Origin of the sequence: Iodidimonas sp. MBR-22 (assembly GCF_029946565.1) — a bacterium.
Lineage (GTDB): Bacteria > Pseudomonadota > Alphaproteobacteria > Sphingomonadales > Rhodothalassiaceae > Iodidimonas > Iodidimonas nitroreducens.
The window spans coordinates 75,068-91,280 of record NZ_JARKVQ010000009.1 but is presented as its reverse complement, the minus strand read 5'-3'; the positions used below and the strand labels follow the sequence as shown (position 1 = coordinate 91,280).

Here is a 16,213-nt window from a genome sequence, read left to right as displayed (position 1 = left end):
TCCAGATCACGCAGTCTATAAGGATTTTTTGAGATGAGAAACCTGTTCTACCGGGTCATTCCGGTTTTCATCATGCTGTTCGGCCTTGCGGCTTGCGCCCATTTTCAAAATCGCGATGCCATCCAAATTCATAAAGTGGCCCCGGTTTATCCCGAACAGGCGCGGGCTTCGGGGATCGAAGGCCGGGTGGTTTTGGAATATATTATCAATGAAGAAGGTATCCCCGTGGATATTCAGATCGTTGAGGCAACGCCGCAGGGGGTTTTCGAGCCCGCAGCGATTGCCGCCGTATCGCAATGGCGCTATCAGCCCGCCCTGAAGCTGGGCCGCCCCACCCGCAGCCCGGAAGCCGAGGCGGTGTTGAATTTTGAGCTGGATCGGCCCGGTTTCTGATTTTTTCTCATCAGGGGTAAAGGCTCACACTTTGGGCGGTATGCCAAAAGCCTGACAGCGGTTATCGTGATGGGGCTGATGACAGTCACTGGAGGGCCGCCTTATGTCGACGCCGCGTCAACCTTGGCATCAATTTTATGAGCCGGATGCTTTTCATCCCGATGATCTTCTGGCGGATAATCTGGCGTCAATGCTCGCCGATATCTTTGCAACCCACGCCGCCAATCCGGCCTATAGCTGCATTCTGCCCAATGGCGCCCGGGCAACCCTGAGCTATGCCGATATCGACCGGCATTCGGCGGCCATTGCCTTTTATCTGCGCGATCATCTGGGCCTTGCGCCGGGTGATGTGGTGGCGATCCAATCCCCCAATATCCTCAGCTATCCCGTGGTCGCTTATGGCATTTTGCGCGCCGGATTGATTCTGACCGGGATCAATCCCCTTTATACCGCAGCGGAGGCTGGCTTTCAGTTGCGCGATTCGGGGGCAAAGGCTTTGTTTGTCATCGATCTTTTTGGGGATCGGCTGCAAAAATCCTTGGAAGGCAGCGCCGTGCGTCATGTCATCCGGCTTTCGGTGGTGGATTTTTTCCCCGCGCCCAAGCGGCTTTTGATCGATTTCGTTTTGCGCCGCATCCAAAAGCGCATCCCTCCGATGGATCACCCCTCCATCCCCCTGGCCCGGGCCCTGAAACTGGGCCGGGCGGCGCAGAGCAAGGCCGCAAAAGCGGGACGTGGTCTGGCTGATTTGCGGGCAGAGCGGGCCATCGATGACAGCGCCATCTATCAATATACCGGGGGCACCACGGGCCGCTCGAAAGGGGCGGAGATCACCGAACGCAATATTTTATCCAATATCACCCAGCAGGATCGCTTTACCGGCGATCATCTGCGGGCGGCGCGCAGGGGCGATGAAACCAGCCTTCTGGTTTTGCCGCTTTATCATGTTTATGCGCTGGCCATCGGCTCGATGCACGCCATGCGGATGGGCACCCATGTGGTGCTGGCCCCCAATCCCCGACCCCTGAGCAATCTGCGCACGGCGTTCGAGCAGTTCGATATCACCATGCTGCCGGGGGTGAATACCTTGTTCAACGAGCTTTTGAAGCAGCCATGGTTCACCGAAAATCCGCCCAGAAATCTGCGCTGGTGCTTTTCTGGCGCCGCTCCCCTGACCCAAAGCACCCGAAAGCGCTGGGAAGATCTGACCGGCAGCCGCATCTATGAAGGCTATGGCCTCACCGAAGGCACCTGCATCGTCACCTCATCGCCCCTTGATGATCGGGCGCGTCCGGGCACGGTGGGCATTCCCATTCCGGGCACCGAGATCAAAATCATTGATGATGATGGCAAAGAGCAGCCCACAGGCCAGCCGGGCGAGGTGCTGGTGCGTGGGCCACAGGTGATGCGCGGTTATCTGGGGCGTGCGGATGCCACGGCCGATACCGTGCGCGATGGTTGGCTTCATACCGGCGATATCGGGGTGATGGATGCGGATGGGTTCCTGTCGATCATCGATCGCAAGAAGGATATGCTGATCATTTCGGGCTTCAATGTCTATCCTTTCGAGCTCGAAGAGGTGCTGATCCGCCATCCCGATGTGCTGGAAGCCGCCGTGGTGGGGATCGAGGATGCCCATGCCGGCGAAGCGGCGGTGGCCTATATCGTGTTGCGCGAAAGCCCCGATCAGGCGGGGGATGGGGTGAGCGAGGACAGCCTGCGCCGTCATTGCGCCGAGGCTTTGACCAATTATAAACGCCCCAAATATTTCATCACCGTGCCCGAGCTTCCCAAATCGCCGGTGGGTAAGGTTTTGCGGCGGGAACTGCGCGATCAGGCCCGGGCCGAATTTGCCAGAACTCCCAATGAGTAAAGATAAAGGGCGCTGGATCGAGATTGCGCTTGATCCCGCGCTATGGCCTTTCTAAGGTTCGCGGCACGGGCTTTTCTTCATGAATATGGTGTAAAAAACGATGCAATCGCCGGATCAGGTGAAACTGGCCGTTATTGGTCTGGGCTATGTAGGCTTGCCGCTGGCTGTGGCTTTTGGCCATCATGTGAAAACAATGGGCTTTGATATTAACGCCCGGCGGGTGGCCGATTTGCGTCAGGGCCGTGATGCCACCCTTGAAGCTAGCGCCGATGAACTGGCCGCCGCCGCGCATCTGAGCTTTAGCACCGAATTGGATGATATCCGCGATTGCACGGTGTTCATCGTGACCGTGCCAACTCCCATCGATAAGCATAACCGCCCTGATCTCACCCCCTTGATCAGGGCCAGTGAAAGCATTGGCCGGGTTTTGAAATCTGGCGATCTGGTGATTTATGAAAGCACCGTTTATCCCGGGGCCACCGAAGATGTGTGTGTGCCGATTCTCGAAAAGATTTCGGGTCTGCGTTTTAATGTCGATTTCTTTTGCGGCTACAGCCCCGAGCGAATCAATCCCGGCGACAAGGATCACCGCCTTCATTCCATCGTGAAAGTCACCTCGGGATCAACGCCCGAGATCGCCGATTTCGTTGATCGGCTTTATCGGTTGGTGATCAGCGCGGGCACCCATAAAGCCAGCAGCATCAAAGTGGCGGAAGCCGCCAAGGTGATCGAAAATACCCAGCGCGATCTGAATATCGCTTTGGTGAATGAATTGGCGATCATCTTCAATAAGCTGGGCATCGATACCTTGGAAGTGCTGGAAGCCGCTGGTACGAAGTGGAATTTCCTGCCCTTTCGCCCCGGATTGGTGGGCGGGCACTGTATCGGCGTTGATCCCTATTATCTCACCCATAAAGCCGAGGAAATCCGCCATCATCCCGAAGTCATTCTGGCCGGGCGGCGGATCAATGATGGCATGGGCCGCTATATCGCGGGCGAGATCGTGAAAAAGATGATCCATCGCAAAGTGCCGGTATCGGATGCGAAGGTGCTGGTTTTAGGGCTGACCTTTAAGGAAAACTGCCCCGATCTGCGCAATAGCCGGGTGGTGGATATTGTTGAAGAACTGACCAGCTATGGCGCCGCTGTGGCGGTTTATGATCCTTGGGCCAATCATGATGAGGCCGCCCAGGAATGTGGTGTCACACTGCTTGATGATCTGGGCGGGGATTATGATGCCATCGTGCTGGCCGTGGCGCATCGTGAATTCATCGCCATGGGGGCGGAAAAAATCAGGACGCTTGGACGCCCCGGTGCTGTACTTTATGATATCAAATCTGTTTTGGGAAAAAATGCAGTGGATGCCCGCTTATAAGGGGCCTTTGGCAAAGGTTGATGGCTTTGCAGGCGGATGGAAAGCGATTTTTGGGTTTTAGGGCGCGGGGGAGTGCGGATTGAAAATTCTTGTAACAGGTGCTGCCGGGTTCATCGGCAGTCATGTCGCCCTTTATCTGCTGGCTCGTGGCGATGATGTGGTGGGCTTGGATAATCTCAATGATTATTATGATCCCAATCTGAAAAAAGCCCGCCTTGAGCGGATCAAGGCTTTTTCTGAGGGCACGCTTGATGATGGGATTTATCCTGAAATCTGCGCCCGATCGGCCCATCGCGGGCATTTTTCCTTTCACAGGATCGATCTGGCGGATCGCCCGGCGATGGCCGATCTTTTCGCGGCGGAAGGCTTTGATCGGGTGGTGCATCTGGCGGCACAGGCGGGGGTTCGCTATTCCATCGATAATCCCTTTGCCTATGTGGATAGCAATATTACCGGCTTTCTCACTGTTCTGGAAGGATGCCGCCATCATGGGGTCGGGCATCTGGTTTATGCCTCCACCAGCTCGGCTTATGGGGCGAACACCCATATTCCCTTCAGTGTTTCCGAACCCGCCGATCATCCCGTGGCTTTTTATGGGGCCACCAAGCGCGCCAATGAATTAATGGCGCACAGCTATTCGCATTTATTTGGGCTGCCCACCACGGGCCTGCGGTTTTTCACGGTCTATGGCCCCTGGGGCCGCCCCGATATGGCTTTGTTCAAATTCACCAAGGCCATTTTGGATGATCAGCCGATCGAGGTGTTCAATTACGGCCATCATAAGCGCGATTTCACCTATATCGATGATATCGTGCAAGGGGTGGTGGCGGCTCTTGATCATGTGGCCGAAGGTGATCCCGATTGGGATAGTGAAAAGCCCGCGCCGGATCGCTCGAAAGCGCCATGGCGGATTTTCAATATCGGCAATGAACAGCCGGTCGAACTGATGCGCTATATCGGTCTTTTGGAAGAGCAACTGGGCAAAAAGGCGATCAAAACCCTTCTGCCCCTGCAGCCCGGCGATGTGCCCGATACCTATGCCGATGTAAGCAGTCTGGTCGAGGCGACAGGCTATCGCCCCGATACCCCGGTGGATGAAGGCATCCGTCGCTTTGTTGCCTGGTATCGCGCCTATTATAATGCCTGATTTCTGGCCTGAATGATCGCTGGCTTGACCCCGAAGGCGATGCCGGGCAAAGCTGGGCCATGACCCTTCAGCATGATCATCTTGCCGCATTGAAAGCAGCGCTCGATCCCGGTGATTGGAGCGAGGATGCCGATCTTATCGCCCCCCATCTGGTGGATTGGCGGGATCGCTATCATGGCCGCACGGCCCTGTTCCTGCAGCCCGATAGCACCGAAAAAGTGGCGCACATCCTGCGCTGGGCCAATCGCCATGAGGTGGCGCTGATCGTGCAGGGCGGCAATAGCGGTTTGGTGGGGGGCGGCATTCCCGATCAAAGCGGATCGCAGGTGCTGTTGTCCTTGAAGCGGCTGAACAGCATACGCGATGCGGGCTCGGATGGCCATGCGATCATCGCTGAAGCCGGGGTGACCCTTGCCGCCGTGCAGCAGGCGGCGGCCGAGCAGGATCGGCTGTTTCCCCTGAGCCTCGCCTCCGAAGGCAGTGCCACCATCGGCGGATTGGTATCCACCAATGCGGGCGGGGTGCATGTGCTGCGCTATGGCACGATGCGATCATTGATATTAGGGGTGGAAGCGGTGCTGCCTACAGGCGAGATCGTGCAGGGGCTGGGCCGTTTGCACAAAGATAATACCGGCTATGATCTGAAATCCCTGCTCTGTGGTGCCGAGGGCACATTGGGGGTGATCACCGCTGCATCCTTGCGGCTTTATCCGGCGATCAAAAGCCGCATGGTGGCGATGTGCGCCCTGCCCACGATGGCGGCGGCCATGGCGCTTTTGGCGAGGCTCGATGCCGAAAGTGGCGAGCGGCTGATGGCGTTCGAGTTGATCCCGCGTTTCGGGCTTGATCTCGTTTGCCGGCATCTGCCCGATTGCCGCGATCCTTTCACCAAGCCCCATGATTGGTATGTGTTGGCGGAATGGGCCAGCAGCGCCCGGGATGAACCGCTTGGCCCCCTGGCGGAAAGGCTTTTGGCCGGGGCTTTGGAGGGCGGCCTGATCCATGATGCCGTGCTGGCGGCTTCCGAGGGGCAAGCCACGGATTTATGGCGTTTGCGCCATCATTTATCCGAGGCGCAAAAAGCCGAAGGGGCCTCGATCAAGCATGATATTTCCCTGCCCCAAGCCCGCATCCCGGAGTTTATTGACGCGTGCAGCCATCGTCTCGCGGCTCTGGTTCCGGGGATCCGGCCTTGTATTTTCGGCCATCTGGGGGATGGCAATCTGCATTTCAATCTCAGCCAGCCAAAGGGGGCCGATCCCCAAAGCTTTCTTGATCGGTGGGATGAAATCAGCACGCTGGTGCATCAGATGACCATCAAAGCCGGAGGCTCGATTTCTGCCGAGCATGGCATCGGCCAGATGAAGGCGGGGCTTTTGGCCGCGGTCAAGGACCGGGCATCGCTTCAGGCCATGGCAGCGATCAAGGCGGCTTTGGACCCCAAGGGCATTTTAAACCCGGGCCGTATTCTGACGCCCGCATCCTGAAGTCATGAACCGCCCCTTATCAACGGCCAGCTTGTGCAAAGCTTCGGCGCGGTTTAGGAGGGGGGCAGAAGCGGCCTCATCAGCCAGACGATGGGGGCCTTGATAGAATCGGAAGATGGATATGAGCGGCAGTTTCTTCACATCGATGCCCATGGCGATTGCTGCGGGCGGGGCCATCGGGGCGGTTTCGCGCCATTATCTTGGCAGCTTCATCATGCGGTTTTCCCAAGGCGGTTTTCCCCTTGGCACGCTTTTGGTGAATGGGCTGGGGGCGTTTTTGATGGGCCTGCTGGTGGAATTGCTGGCCTTGAAATTTTCCCTCTCCCCTTCTTTGCGCGGATTTTTGCTGGTGGGGCTTTTGGGTGGCTTTACGACCTTTTCAACCTATTCCCTTGAAATGGCCTTGCTGATCGAACGGCATCAGATGCTGCAAGCCGGGCTTTATGCCGTTTTATCCTTTGGCCTTACCCTTGCCGGGGTGTTTGCGGGCCTTTATGCGGGGCGATTTTTGGCATGAGCGACGTATTGCATTTCGTGATCACCGATGATGAAGATGGGATTCGCCTTGATCGCTGGTTCAAGCGGCATTTTCCGGGGCTATCGCATGGGGATTTATCGCGCCTGATGCGCACCGGGCAAATCCGCCTTGATGGGGGGCGAACCAAACCCAGTGATCGCGTGCAAAAAGGGCAGGATATCCGGGTGCCGCCTTTGGATGAAGCGGCCACCCAGCCGCGTCAGGCGGGCCGGAAATTGCCCCATAGCATCAGCGATGAAGAAAAGGCCGAGGTGCGATCCTGGGTGCTTTATAAAGATGCGCAGGTGATTGCCATCAACAAGCCCGCGGGCCTTGCCACTCAGGGTGGACCGGGGATCACCCGCCATGTGGATGGGCTGCTTGATGCCCTGCGCTTTGATCGCAAGGATGAACGCCCGCGCCTTGTGCATCGGCTGGATAAGGATACCTCGGGGGTTTTGCTGATTGCCCGCACCGTGCGCGCGGCGTCCGCTTTGGCCGATAGCTTCAAGGGGCGGGATGCCCATAAGGTTTATTGGGCGCTGCTGAATGGCGTGCCCAGCCCGCAGGATGGAAAAATTCTGGCCCCCATGGAAAAGCAGCCCGGCCATGGAGGGGAGCGCATGGTGGTGACCCAACAGGGAAAACCGGCGCGCACCCTTTATGCCACCATCGAACAAGCCGGGCAAAAGGCCGCCTGGGTTGCCCTGAAGCCCCTAAGCGGGCGCACCCATCAATTACGGGTGCATTGCGCCCATATCGGCCATGTGATCGTGGGCGATGGCAAATATGGCGGGGCCGAAGCCTTTTTGGGGGGGCTTGTTTCCCGCAAGCTGCATCTTCATGCCCGGCGGATGCTGTGCCCGCATCCCGATGGCGGGCTGATCGATGTCACCGCCCCTTTGCCCAGCCATATGAAAGCCACATGGGATACTTTCGGCTGGATCGCCGATTATCGCGAAGACCCTTTTGAAGAAGCGGGCTTTGTGTGATCAGGCCACGGGCCGTTCTTCAAGATAATAATGCTCGATAGGCTTCAGATCGCTATCAAGGCGGTATAAAAGCGGGGTGCCCGTGGGGATTTCAAGGCCGGTGATTTCGTCATCGGAGATATGATCGAGATATTTGACCAGCGCCCGCAGGGAATTGCCATGGGCTGCCACCAGCACGGTTTTACCACTGCGAAGGGCCGGGGCAAGGCTGTCCTCCCAATAGGGCAAAAAGCGCTCCACCGTATCCTTCAGGCTTTCGGTGCGGGGCAATAAGGCTGGATCGATCCCGGCATAGCGGGGATCATGATGGGGCAGGCCGGGATCATTTTCATCGAGCATGGGGGGCGGACTATCATAGCTGCGACGCCAGATATGCACCTGCTCATCCCCCACCTTGGCGGCCATTTCCTTTTTGTTCAGCCCTTGCAATCCACCATAATGGCGTTCATTGAGCCGCCATGATTTTTCCACCGGCAGCCATAAGCGATCCAGTTCTTCCAAGGCGATATGCAGGGTTTTGATGGCCCGCTTTAACAGCGATGTGCAGCACAGATCGGGGGTGAGATCATGGGCGCGGATCAATTGCCCGGCCCGGGCGGCTTCCTCCTCGCCTTTTTCGGATAGATCCACATCAACCCAGCCGGTAAAGCGGTTTTCCAGATTCCACTGGCTTTGACCATGGCGCAACAAAATGAGATCGGGCATGGGTTTATCCCTATAAAAGCGGATGAATGATGCCCTGCTTGTGCCCAATGCCCGGCAGCCTCGTCAAGCCCTATGGCCGGGTGCCGCAAAATTCCGCCACCCCGGTCCCCGGGCCGGGGTCCACCCTTTCCCATCCTCCAGCCTCCAAAGATGGATTCCGGGTCAAGCCCGGAATGAGGTAAGAAAAGGGGGTCGGGATGCCGATATTAAGGATGACGCCTGCGGAATAACACTTAATGCGTGTATAAATATGTTATTTTCTCACAAAGCTGTGTTCGTTAAGGAATTGGTAAGACTATACTTAAAAGATCAACAAAATATAAATCTAAATGGATAGTTGTGTTCTAACGTGTAAATAATGGGCGATACATCCTGAGATGGGTCTTGACATGCAGTCTTTTCGGTCATGAAAGCCTTTTGGCCAGCCATCGGGCTTGCGGTGCTGGGCTTTGTGCTTTTGTTCATTGCGGCTGTGATGCCTCCTGCCAGCGGGCGGTTTCTGGTGTTGTTTCCATCTGATCAGGCGCCAGCGGATCGGATGCAGGCCGTGGCTTTGGCGGGGGGTTATGTGATTGATCGGGCTGCTATTCCGGGGGGATGGGTCATCTGGTCGCCTGACACGTCTTTCCAAAAAAAGATCAGGCAGCATGGCGCCACTCTGGTGCTTGATGGTGCGGGTTGGTTTGGCTGCGGCGGGCGCCTTGGGCGCGGTCCGTTCATGCTTTCAGATGCTGAGAATGGTGCGGGTGTGGCCATTGTGGCCGGATAAGCTTTTTGATCGGGGATAAGGCGCTATGGCGGCACTTGAACACTTGCGGATGCAGGTTGCAAAATTCTTCCTGTGGTTTTTATGGGCGCATCTTCCCGCTTTTTTTGTGTTTGGCCTGTTGATGGGCCAGCCGGTGATGGCCGCGATGATCACCATGATCTTGGTGTGCACGGCGGCGACTGTGGCTTATCTGCGCTATGGGCCAGCACTTCCCTATCGGCTTGTGGCGGCAGTGGCTTTGGTGCTGGTTGTGGCCAGTGCGGCTTTCATGATGCAGGGCCATGCCTGGCAGGTCGATATGCACATGTATTTTTTCGCGGCCCTTTCAGCGCTGGTTTTTTTCGTTGATCGCAAGGTGATCTTAACGGCGGCGGTGGTGGTGGCGATCCATCATTTACTGTTCAACCAATTCATGCCGGAATGGGTTTTTGGCGGACAATCGGATTTATTGCGGGTTTTGTTTCATGCCAATGTGGTGGTGGTGCAGGCCTATGCCTTGTGGGTTTTGATTGGCCGGATCAGCGATCTGTTCATGCAATCTGAACAGGCCCTTTTAGAAGCGCAAAGCCATGCGAAAGAGGCCGAAGCCCAGCGCTGCGAGGCGCAAACCAAAGAAATGCAGGCACAAGAGGCGCGGGCTGCCGCAGAATTGGCTATGCGTGAAGCAGAAAAAAGAACCGAGGAAGTGCGAGCGGCCGAGGGGCGGCAGCTTGATATCGCCCGGTCTTTGGAAACGCTGGCGCATGAGGTGGAAACCGATCTGGGGGATATGATGGCCCGAATCGGTCAGCAAACAGCGGCCTCGGTGGATGCGGCGCAGGTCTTGCAGCAATCGGCGGGGCGGTTGCATGAAAGCGCGCAGGATGCCACCGGTCAAACGGTGGTGGCCAAAGATAGCATTGCCAGCGTGCGCAGCGGGGCGGATGAATTGAATACGGCCATCGATCGGATCAGCCGTCAGATCAGCGAAACCACGGATCGTTTGCGCGAAGCCCAACTGACCAGCCAGCAAACCCGCGAAACCGTAACCGGGATGAATGAAGCGGCCACGCGCATTCAGCAGGTGGTGCGGCTGATCAATGATATTGCCGAACAAACCAATCTTTTGGCGCTGAATGCCACCATCGAAGCCGCCCGGGCCGGTGATGCGGGGCGGGGCTTTGCGGTGGTGGCCAATGAAGTGAAATCCCTGGCTGCGCAAACCGCGCGGTCTACCGAAGATATATCGGGCTTTGTGAACAGCCTTTTGGAAGTCGTGGCCCGGGTGACGACCGATATCAGCCAGATTGCCGAGCGGGTCGAGGCGGTGGCAGGTTCGGCGGATCGGATGTCGCAAGCCACCGAAGAGCAGCTTGCCGCCACCCATGAAATCACCCGCGCCATCAGCGCCGCTGAAAACAGCGTGGGCAAGGTGGGCCAGCAGATTCTTTCGGTGGATGAAGAAAGCCGCGCCAATCAAGGCAATGCCACACTGGTTCTGGATAAAGCCCGCAGCATCGATGAGGAAATCGGGGATCTGCGCACCCGGCTGATGGAACGCCTTCATGCCGCCACCGGTAGCGCGCGCAGTTTGGGCTGAGGGGAGCTTTTTTACCAGCGCTCCACAAAGGGGCGCATATCCAGTTCAAAGGTCCAGGCGGATTTCGGCTGGCGGGCGGTGTGAAAGATGGTATCGGCGATATCATCGGCCTTGAGGAAAAAAGTATCGGGCTTATCGGGCAGCATTTTGCGGGTCCGCGCCAGATCGATCACCCCATCGATAATGAACAGGCTGACATGAATGCCCTTTGGCCCCAAATGCCGGGCCAGCGATTGCGCCACCGAACGCTGGGCGGCTTTGGCCGCTGCAAAAGCGGTGGTTTTCGGGCCACCGCGCAGAGATGCCGTGGCCCCGGTGATCATGATCGCGCCACTGCCTTTTTCGATCATCCCGGGGATCACCTGCTGGGCCGCGCATAAAAGCCCGGTGGCATTGGTGCGGAAGGCGATATCCATTTCGCTGACGGTGGTATCATCGGGGGTCGACCAACTTCCGCCCCCGGCATTATAGCACAAAACATCCACCGAACCCATGTCATGGCGCAGCCTGCGAAAGGCATCGCTCAGGCTTTCGGGATCGCTGGCATCGCAGGGATAAAGGCGGGTGCGGTCGATTTGCTTTGCAAACATTTCCAGCTTTTCCGCACTGCGCGACATCATGGCGATATCATAGCCCCCGGCCTGAAAGCGCCTGGCCAGGGCAAGCCCATTGCCCGGACCAATCCCGATGATCGCGCAGACCGGATTTGCCATGATGAATTCCTTTTATTTCTCGACCGCGACCACTGTGCTTTCGCCGCGCGGGACCATGGCGATTTCGCCGCTTTTGATTCTTTGTTTGTAGCTGCGGATATCGCGTTTCAATTCTGAAGCCATGATATAGATCCCAATCACATTGGGAACCGCCATCAGGAAGAAAAAGCTGTCCATGATGTCAAACACCTGTGAAACAGTGAAAACACCGCCGGGGATCAGAGCGATGATATAAACGGCCTTGAACAGATGGCTGCTGATTTTCGAGGGGCCAAAGACAAAGGCCCAGATCTTGCTCGAATAATATCCCCAACTGATGATCGTGGAATAGGCAAACAGCACCACCGCCACGGCCAGCACGATATCAAAGCCATCGAGCACACTGTTGAACGCCCAACTCGTCATCTGGATATCGCTTAAACCCTCCACCTGCCAGGCCCCGGTAACGATGATCACAAGGGCGGTCATCGATGAAATCAGCACGGTATCGATGAAGGGTTCCAAAAGGGCTACCATGCCTTCTGAAACCGGCTCCCGCGTGCGGGCGGCGGCATGGGCGATGGTGGCCGAGCCAAGGCCGGCTTCGGTGGAATAAACCGCCCGCCGCATGCCCCAGACAAAGGCCCCGATGATGGCCCCGATCCCGGCTTCCGGCCTTAAGGCTTCATTGAAGATGAGGGCGATGGCCGCAGGAATTTCAGCCGCATGAGACAAGATGATGAAAAGCGCAGCACCGACATAAAGAACCGCCATCAAAGGCACCAGCCGCACGGTGACGCGGGCGATCTTGTTGATCCCGCCGATGATCACGATCCCCACCAGAAGAGCGAGGATGATGCCGAAGGTCCAGGGGGCATCCACCCCGGTGACAGCGGAAAACTGGCTGTAGGATTGATTGACCTGAGCGATCTGCAAAAGCGAGGGAATGGCAAAGAGCGCATAGCTCCAGGCCAGCACGAAGCCCAGCTTTTTCCATCCCCGGGCCGCCAACCCCCGCCCCAGATAGTGCATTGGGCCGCCTGATACCGTGCCATCTTTGTGGATCGTGCGGTATTTCACCCCCAGCGTGCATTCGGCAAATTTCAAGGTCATGGCGAAAAAGCCGATCACCGTCATCCACAAGGCGGCACCCGGTCCCCCCATGGCAATGGCAATGGCCACCCCGGCGATATTGCCCAGCCCCACCGTGCCCGATAGCGCGGTGGAAAGGGCCTGGAACTGCGTGACTTCGCCGGGCGATGTATCATCCCGATAGCGGCCCCGCAAAATGCGCGCAGCCAAGGGAAAGGAGCGCAGATTGATGAAGCCGAAATAAACCGTGAGAAACAGCATCGGCAGCGCCATCCAGATGACGATCAATTCGATATCGCTGCCAAACAGGCTGATTTTATAAAAAACGGTGCTGGATAATCCATTGATCATCTGATCGATGATGCTGGCCTCGGCCCTGCCGGAAAAAAAGGGCATGAAAAGGGATGCCATGAAAACAGCCATCAGGGGGGCAGGTCGGGCAAATTTTTTAAGGCGCATTCTGGATCGATCTTTCTGATATGCAAATATTCATGACACTTTAAGCGCATGTTTGTGCATCCGCCAAGCCCCCTGCCGCATCAAGGGCTTGCCGCCATCATGCATCTTCTGCCAAAGTCCCCCGGCATGAGCAGAAAAGGATTGAGACCGTGGCGCAAGCGGCTTCTTCGGGGACACCAAAATTTTCATCGCGATTGGCCTTTGTCATGGCCGCTGTGGGATCGGCAGTCGGGCTTGGGAATGTGTGGAAATTTCCCTATACCGCCGGGGAAAATGGCGGGGCGGCTTTTGTTGCCGTTTATTTATTGGGGCTGCTGTTTGTGGCGGCCCCCATTTTCATTGCCGAAGTGCTGATCGGCCGCCGGGGGGCTGCCAGTCCGCCACAGGCGCTGGGCAGCCAGGCGGTGGAGCATGGCCGCACCAATGCCTGGCGCATTCCCGGCTTGTTTGGGCTTGTGGGCGGCCTTTTGGTGATGAGCTTTTATTCGGTGATCGCCGGCTGGACCCTCGATTATATGTTCACGGCAGCGCGCGGGATGTTCTCCACCTTTGATGCGGCGGGGGCCGTAGCCCATTTCGATGGCCTGAAGGCCTCGTTGCCGCGTTTGCTCTTGTGGCAGGGCCTGTTCATTCTGGCGACCTTGGGCATCGTGGCTATGGGGGTGCGCGCCGGGATCGAACGGGCGGTGAGCATCATGACCCCGGCTTTGGGCATTCTGCTTTTGCTTTTAGTGGTTTATGCCCTCATTATCGGGGATGCGGCCCAGGCGATCCGCTATCTGTTTGCCCCTGATTTTTCAAAGCTCAATGCCGATATGGCGCTGGCGGCAGTGGGGCAGGCGTTCTTCACTTTGTCGGTGGGGATTGGCGGGGTGATGATGTATGGGGCTTATCTGCCCAAAGATGCCTCGATCTTTCGCGCATCGGGGATGGTTGTGGCGGCAGATACGGCGGTGGCGCTGCTGGCGGGCCTTGCAGTTTTTCCCATCGTTTTTGCCCATGGCCTTAATCCCGAAGGCGGCCCCGGCCTTGTGTTCGTCAGCCTGCCTTTGGCTTTTTCCGCGATGCCGGGGGGCGATATTCTGGGGGCCCTGTTTTTCTTTTTCCTGCTGATTGCCGCCCTTACATCGGCCATCGCCCTTTATGAACCCACCACCGCCTGGCTATCGGAACGCGGGGTAAGCCGGATGAAAGGCACGCTGATCGCAGCGGGGGGAAGCTGGCTTTTGGGCCTGCTCAGCGTGTTCAGTTTCAATATCTGGCAAGATGTTGATCCTTTGGGCTTTATTCCCAGCCTTCAGGGGGTGAATTTCTTTGGCCTGATCACCAATGGCATTGATAAACTGGTTCTGCCCCTTGGGGCTTTGGTGATTTCCGGCTTTGTGGGCCGGGTGCTGACCCGAAAGGCGGTGCTCGAAGAATTGAACATGCGCGATGGCCCGCTTTTTCGGATATGGCTGTTTTCCCTGCGCTGGATCACCCCCGGGGTGGTGGCGATTTTGTTTCTCGTCAATATTTTTTAAGGGGCAGGGCGCGAGCCATCATGATGTGACGCGGGCATGGAGCGATCACAAATGCGTGTTTTCTGGTGATGCGATGTGATTTTTGCAGGCTGCAAGAGCGCGCTAGACTGAAGCCATGAAAACATCATTCAAAATGCCGGCCATTGCCGCCCTTCTCTTGTCTGTGATGGCCTTTCATCCGCCCGCCATGGCGCAAACGGTGGGGCCGCAGCAAACTTCGGCTCATGCCGGGCAAACGGTGCCCCGGGGCTGGGCCTATGAATGGGGCAAGACCGATTTTTCCAAGGCTTCGGTTGATTTTTCCGAGATTTTTTCGGGCGGCCCGCCAAAGGATGGCATCCCATCCGTGGATCGGCCAAAATTTGAAGCCATCAATAAGGCCGATTGGCTGAGTGATCGCTCACCGGTGATCAGCCTTGAAATCGATGGCGAGGCGCGGGCCTATCCGCTGGCGATTCTCACCCGCCATGAAATTGTCAATGATCGGATGGGCGATGTGCCCATCGCGGTGACCTTTTGCCCCTTGTGCAATGCCGCCATTGTATTTGATCGGCGCCATGAAGGACGGGAGCTGGAATTTGGCACCACCGGCAAACTGCGGAATTCCGATCTGGTGATGTATGATCGTCAAACCGAAAGCTGGTGGCAGCAATTCACGGGCAAAGCGATTGTTGGCACATTGTTGGGGGCGGAATTAAAGCGCCTGCCGTCTCGTCTTGAAAGCTTTGCCCTCTTTCGCGAGCGTCATCCCAATGGCCGGGTTTTAGAGCGCCCCTTCAGCCGGGCGGGGCTTTATGGCACCAATCCTTATGAAGGCTATGACAGCCTGCGACGGCCCTTTCTCTATGATGGGGCGCTGCCGAAAAATATCCCGGCGATGATGCGGGTGGTCTCGGTGGGGGAGCGGGCCTGGACTCTTGATCTTTTGCGCCGTGAAAAGCGCATTGAAACCGAGGATGGCCTGATCATCAGTTGGGTGCCGGGCCAGGCCAGCGCCCTTGATGCCTCAGAGATTGATCGCTCCAAGGATGTGGGAACGGTGACGGTAGAGCGTCAAACCGAAAACGGGCTGGAAGATGTGGTCTATGGCGTTGATTTCGCCTTTGCCTTCCATGCCTTTTACCCCAATGCCCCGATCATCACGAAGATCGATGAAGGCTGATCATGGGTTGAAGGCGGTTTCGGGGTCGAGTCCCAGGTCCATCAGGGTCAGGGGGTCGGGGCCGGACCAGCCGTGTTTTTTCATATCCAGCCGATGATGCGCATCGAAATGGATGCCTTCGGCTTCCAGCCTGCGTCTTTGTTCGGCGGCTCCGGCGTGGCCGCTGATGGTGCCCTTGGCATTCACCACCCGGTGCCACGGAAGGCCTGCCTCATCGCCCGTATGTTCATCCCCACTCACACCACCACGCGGCGCTTTATCCCCAAGCCCTGCCATGGCAAAGCCCACAAGGCGGGCCGTGACGCCGGGAATATGGGCGGCGATCTGCCCATAGCTTGCCACCTCGCCCAAAGGGATGAGCGCGACCAGAGCATGGATTTTGGCGAATTTCTGATCGGTCATGGCTGATCGTCCGTTGGTAAAAAACTGAAGAAAATATTCCGAGCTT

General features: G+C 57.2%; 15 protein-coding genes. 11 read left to right on the top strand and 4 right to left on the bottom strand.

Annotated elements, in window-relative coordinates; translation table 11 throughout:
• The first annotated feature begins 33 nt into the window (after nt 1-33).
• The 7 genes from QK300_RS08585 to QK300_RS08555 all read left to right on the top strand — a co-directional run bounded on the left by QK300_RS08585 (nt 34) and on the right by QK300_RS08555 (nt 7,784).
• Entirely contained in the window at nt 34-393 is a 360-nt protein-coding gene (locus tag QK300_RS08585) for an energy transducer TonB (protein WP_281301279.1), read from the top strand.
• A gap of 103 nt (nt 394-496) precedes the next feature.
• Nucleotides 497-2,266, top strand: a complete 1,770-nt coding sequence (locus QK300_RS08580; RefSeq protein ID WP_281301278.1) for a long-chain fatty acid--CoA ligase — start codon at nt 497-499, stop codon at nt 2,264-2,266.
• Between the two features lie 100 nt (nt 2,267-2,366).
• Nucleotides 2,367-3,641: a Vi polysaccharide biosynthesis UDP-N-acetylglucosamine C-6 dehydrogenase TviB gene (gene tviB / locus QK300_RS08575; RefSeq protein ID WP_281301277.1), complete on the top strand. Its 1,275-nt coding sequence runs from the start codon at nt 2,367-2,369 to the stop codon at nt 3,639-3,641.
• Between the two features lie 79 nt (nt 3,642-3,720).
• A complete protein-coding gene (locus QK300_RS08570; protein ID WP_281301276.1) occupies nt 3,721-4,788 on the top strand; it encodes an NAD-dependent epimerase in 1,068 nt (355 codons plus the stop codon).
• A 59-nt stretch (nt 4,789-4,847) separates the two neighbouring features.
• On the top strand, nt 4,848-6,275 hold the full coding sequence (locus tag QK300_RS08565; RefSeq protein ID WP_281301275.1) for an FAD-binding oxidoreductase: 1,428 nt from the start codon (nt 4,848-4,850) through the stop codon (nt 6,273-6,275).
• A gap of 121 nt (nt 6,276-6,396) precedes the next feature.
• A complete protein-coding gene (gene crcB / locus QK300_RS08560) occupies nt 6,397-6,792 on the top strand; it encodes a fluoride efflux transporter CrcB (protein ID WP_281301274.1) in 396 nt (131 codons plus the stop codon).
• Nucleotides 6,789-7,784 (top strand): RluA family pseudouridine synthase, encoded by a 996-nt coding sequence (locus tag QK300_RS08555; protein WP_281301273.1) that lies wholly within the window; start codon nt 6,789-6,791, stop codon nt 7,782-7,784. Before crcB ends, QK300_RS08555 begins: the two co-directional genes overlap by 4 nt.
• Here the strand turns inward: QK300_RS08555 and gpmA are convergent, their stop codons facing one another.
• Nucleotides 7,785-8,489: a 2,3-diphosphoglycerate-dependent phosphoglycerate mutase gene (gene gpmA, locus QK300_RS08550; protein ID WP_281301272.1), complete on the bottom strand. Its 705-nt coding sequence runs from the start codon at nt 8,487-8,489 to the stop codon at nt 7,785-7,787.
• A 406-nt stretch (nt 8,490-8,895) separates the two neighbouring features.
• On the opposite strand from gpmA, the gene QK300_RS08545 reads away from it, so the two are divergent.
• On the top strand, nt 8,896-9,258 hold the full coding sequence (locus tag QK300_RS08545) for a hypothetical protein (RefSeq protein WP_281301271.1): 363 nt from the start codon (nt 8,896-8,898) through the stop codon (nt 9,256-9,258).
• A 25-nt stretch (nt 9,259-9,283) separates the two neighbouring features.
• Nucleotides 9,284-10,837 carry a methyl-accepting chemotaxis protein gene (locus QK300_RS08540; protein WP_281301270.1) on the top strand — a complete coding sequence of 518 codons (1,554 nt, stop codon included), beginning with the start codon at nt 9,284-9,286 and terminating at the stop codon, nt 10,835-10,837.
• Nucleotides 10,838-10,848: 11 nt separating this feature from the next.
• Here QK300_RS08540 and QK300_RS08535 read toward each other — a convergent pair whose 3' ends face one another.
• The gene (locus QK300_RS08535; protein WP_281301269.1) at nt 10,849-11,550 is read right to left on the bottom strand and encodes an SDR family NAD(P)-dependent oxidoreductase; all 702 of its coding nucleotides are present in this window, start codon (nt 11,548-11,550) and stop codon (nt 10,849-10,851) included.
• A gap of 12 nt (nt 11,551-11,562) precedes the next feature.
• Nucleotides 11,563-13,080: an alanine/glycine:cation symporter family protein gene (locus tag QK300_RS08530; RefSeq protein ID WP_281301268.1), complete on the bottom strand. Its 1,518-nt coding sequence runs from the start codon at nt 13,078-13,080 to the stop codon at nt 11,563-11,565.
• A 149-nt stretch (nt 13,081-13,229) separates the two neighbouring features.
• Between QK300_RS08530 and QK300_RS08525 the strand changes: the two genes are divergently transcribed.
• The gene (locus QK300_RS08525; RefSeq protein ID WP_281301267.1) at nt 13,230-14,603 is read left to right on the top strand and encodes a sodium-dependent transporter; all 1,374 of its coding nucleotides are present in this window, start codon (nt 13,230-13,232) and stop codon (nt 14,601-14,603) included.
• 115 nt (nt 14,604-14,718) lie between these two features.
• Complete coding sequence (locus QK300_RS08520) at nt 14,719-15,765, top strand: DUF3179 domain-containing protein (RefSeq protein WP_281301266.1); 1,047 nt, start codon at nt 14,719-14,721, stop codon at nt 15,763-15,765.
• Here QK300_RS08520 and QK300_RS08515 read toward each other — a convergent pair whose 3' ends face one another.
• Nucleotides 15,766-16,167, bottom strand: coding sequence for an MGMT family protein (locus QK300_RS08515; RefSeq protein WP_281301265.1), 402 nt, complete (start codon nt 16,165-16,167; stop codon nt 15,766-15,768). It abuts the gene before it with no gap.
• Nucleotides 16,168-16,213 lie beyond the last annotated feature (46 nt).

Coding starts and splice junctions, on each gene's coding strand:
- QK300_RS08585 (WP_281301279.1), top strand. CDS start 34: ATGAGAAACCTGTTCTACCGGGTCATTCCGGTTTTCATCATGCTGTTC.
- QK300_RS08580 (WP_281301278.1), top strand. CDS start 497: ATGTCGACGCCGCGTCAACCTTGGCATCAATTTTATGAGCCGGATGCT.
- tviB (WP_281301277.1), top strand. CDS start 2,367: ATGCAATCGCCGGATCAGGTGAAACTGGCCGTTATTGGTCTGGGCTAT.
- QK300_RS08565 (WP_281301275.1), top strand. CDS start 4,848: ATGACCCTTCAGCATGATCATCTTGCCGCATTGAAAGCAGCGCTCGAT.
- crcB (WP_281301274.1), top strand. CDS start 6,397: ATGAGCGGCAGTTTCTTCACATCGATGCCCATGGCGATTGCTGCGGGC.
- QK300_RS08555 (WP_281301273.1), top strand. CDS start 6,789: ATGAGCGACGTATTGCATTTCGTGATCACCGATGATGAAGATGGGATT.
- gpmA (WP_281301272.1), bottom strand. CDS start 8,489: ATGCCCGATCTCATTTTGTTGCGCCATGGTCAAAGCCAGTGGAATCTG.
- QK300_RS08545 (WP_281301271.1), top strand. CDS start 8,896: ATGAAAGCCTTTTGGCCAGCCATCGGGCTTGCGGTGCTGGGCTTTGTG.
- QK300_RS08540 (WP_281301270.1), top strand. CDS start 9,284: ATGGCGGCACTTGAACACTTGCGGATGCAGGTTGCAAAATTCTTCCTG.
- QK300_RS08535 (WP_281301269.1), bottom strand. CDS start 11,550: ATGGCAAATCCGGTCTGCGCGATCATCGGGATTGGTCCGGGCAATGGG.
- QK300_RS08530 (WP_281301268.1), bottom strand. CDS start 13,080: ATGCGCCTTAAAAAATTTGCCCGACCTGCCCCCCTGATGGCTGTTTTC.
- QK300_RS08520 (WP_281301266.1), top strand. CDS start 14,719: ATGAAAACATCATTCAAAATGCCGGCCATTGCCGCCCTTCTCTTGTCT.
- QK300_RS08515 (WP_281301265.1), bottom strand. CDS start 16,167: ATGACCGATCAGAAATTCGCCAAAATCCATGCTCTGGTCGCGCTCATC.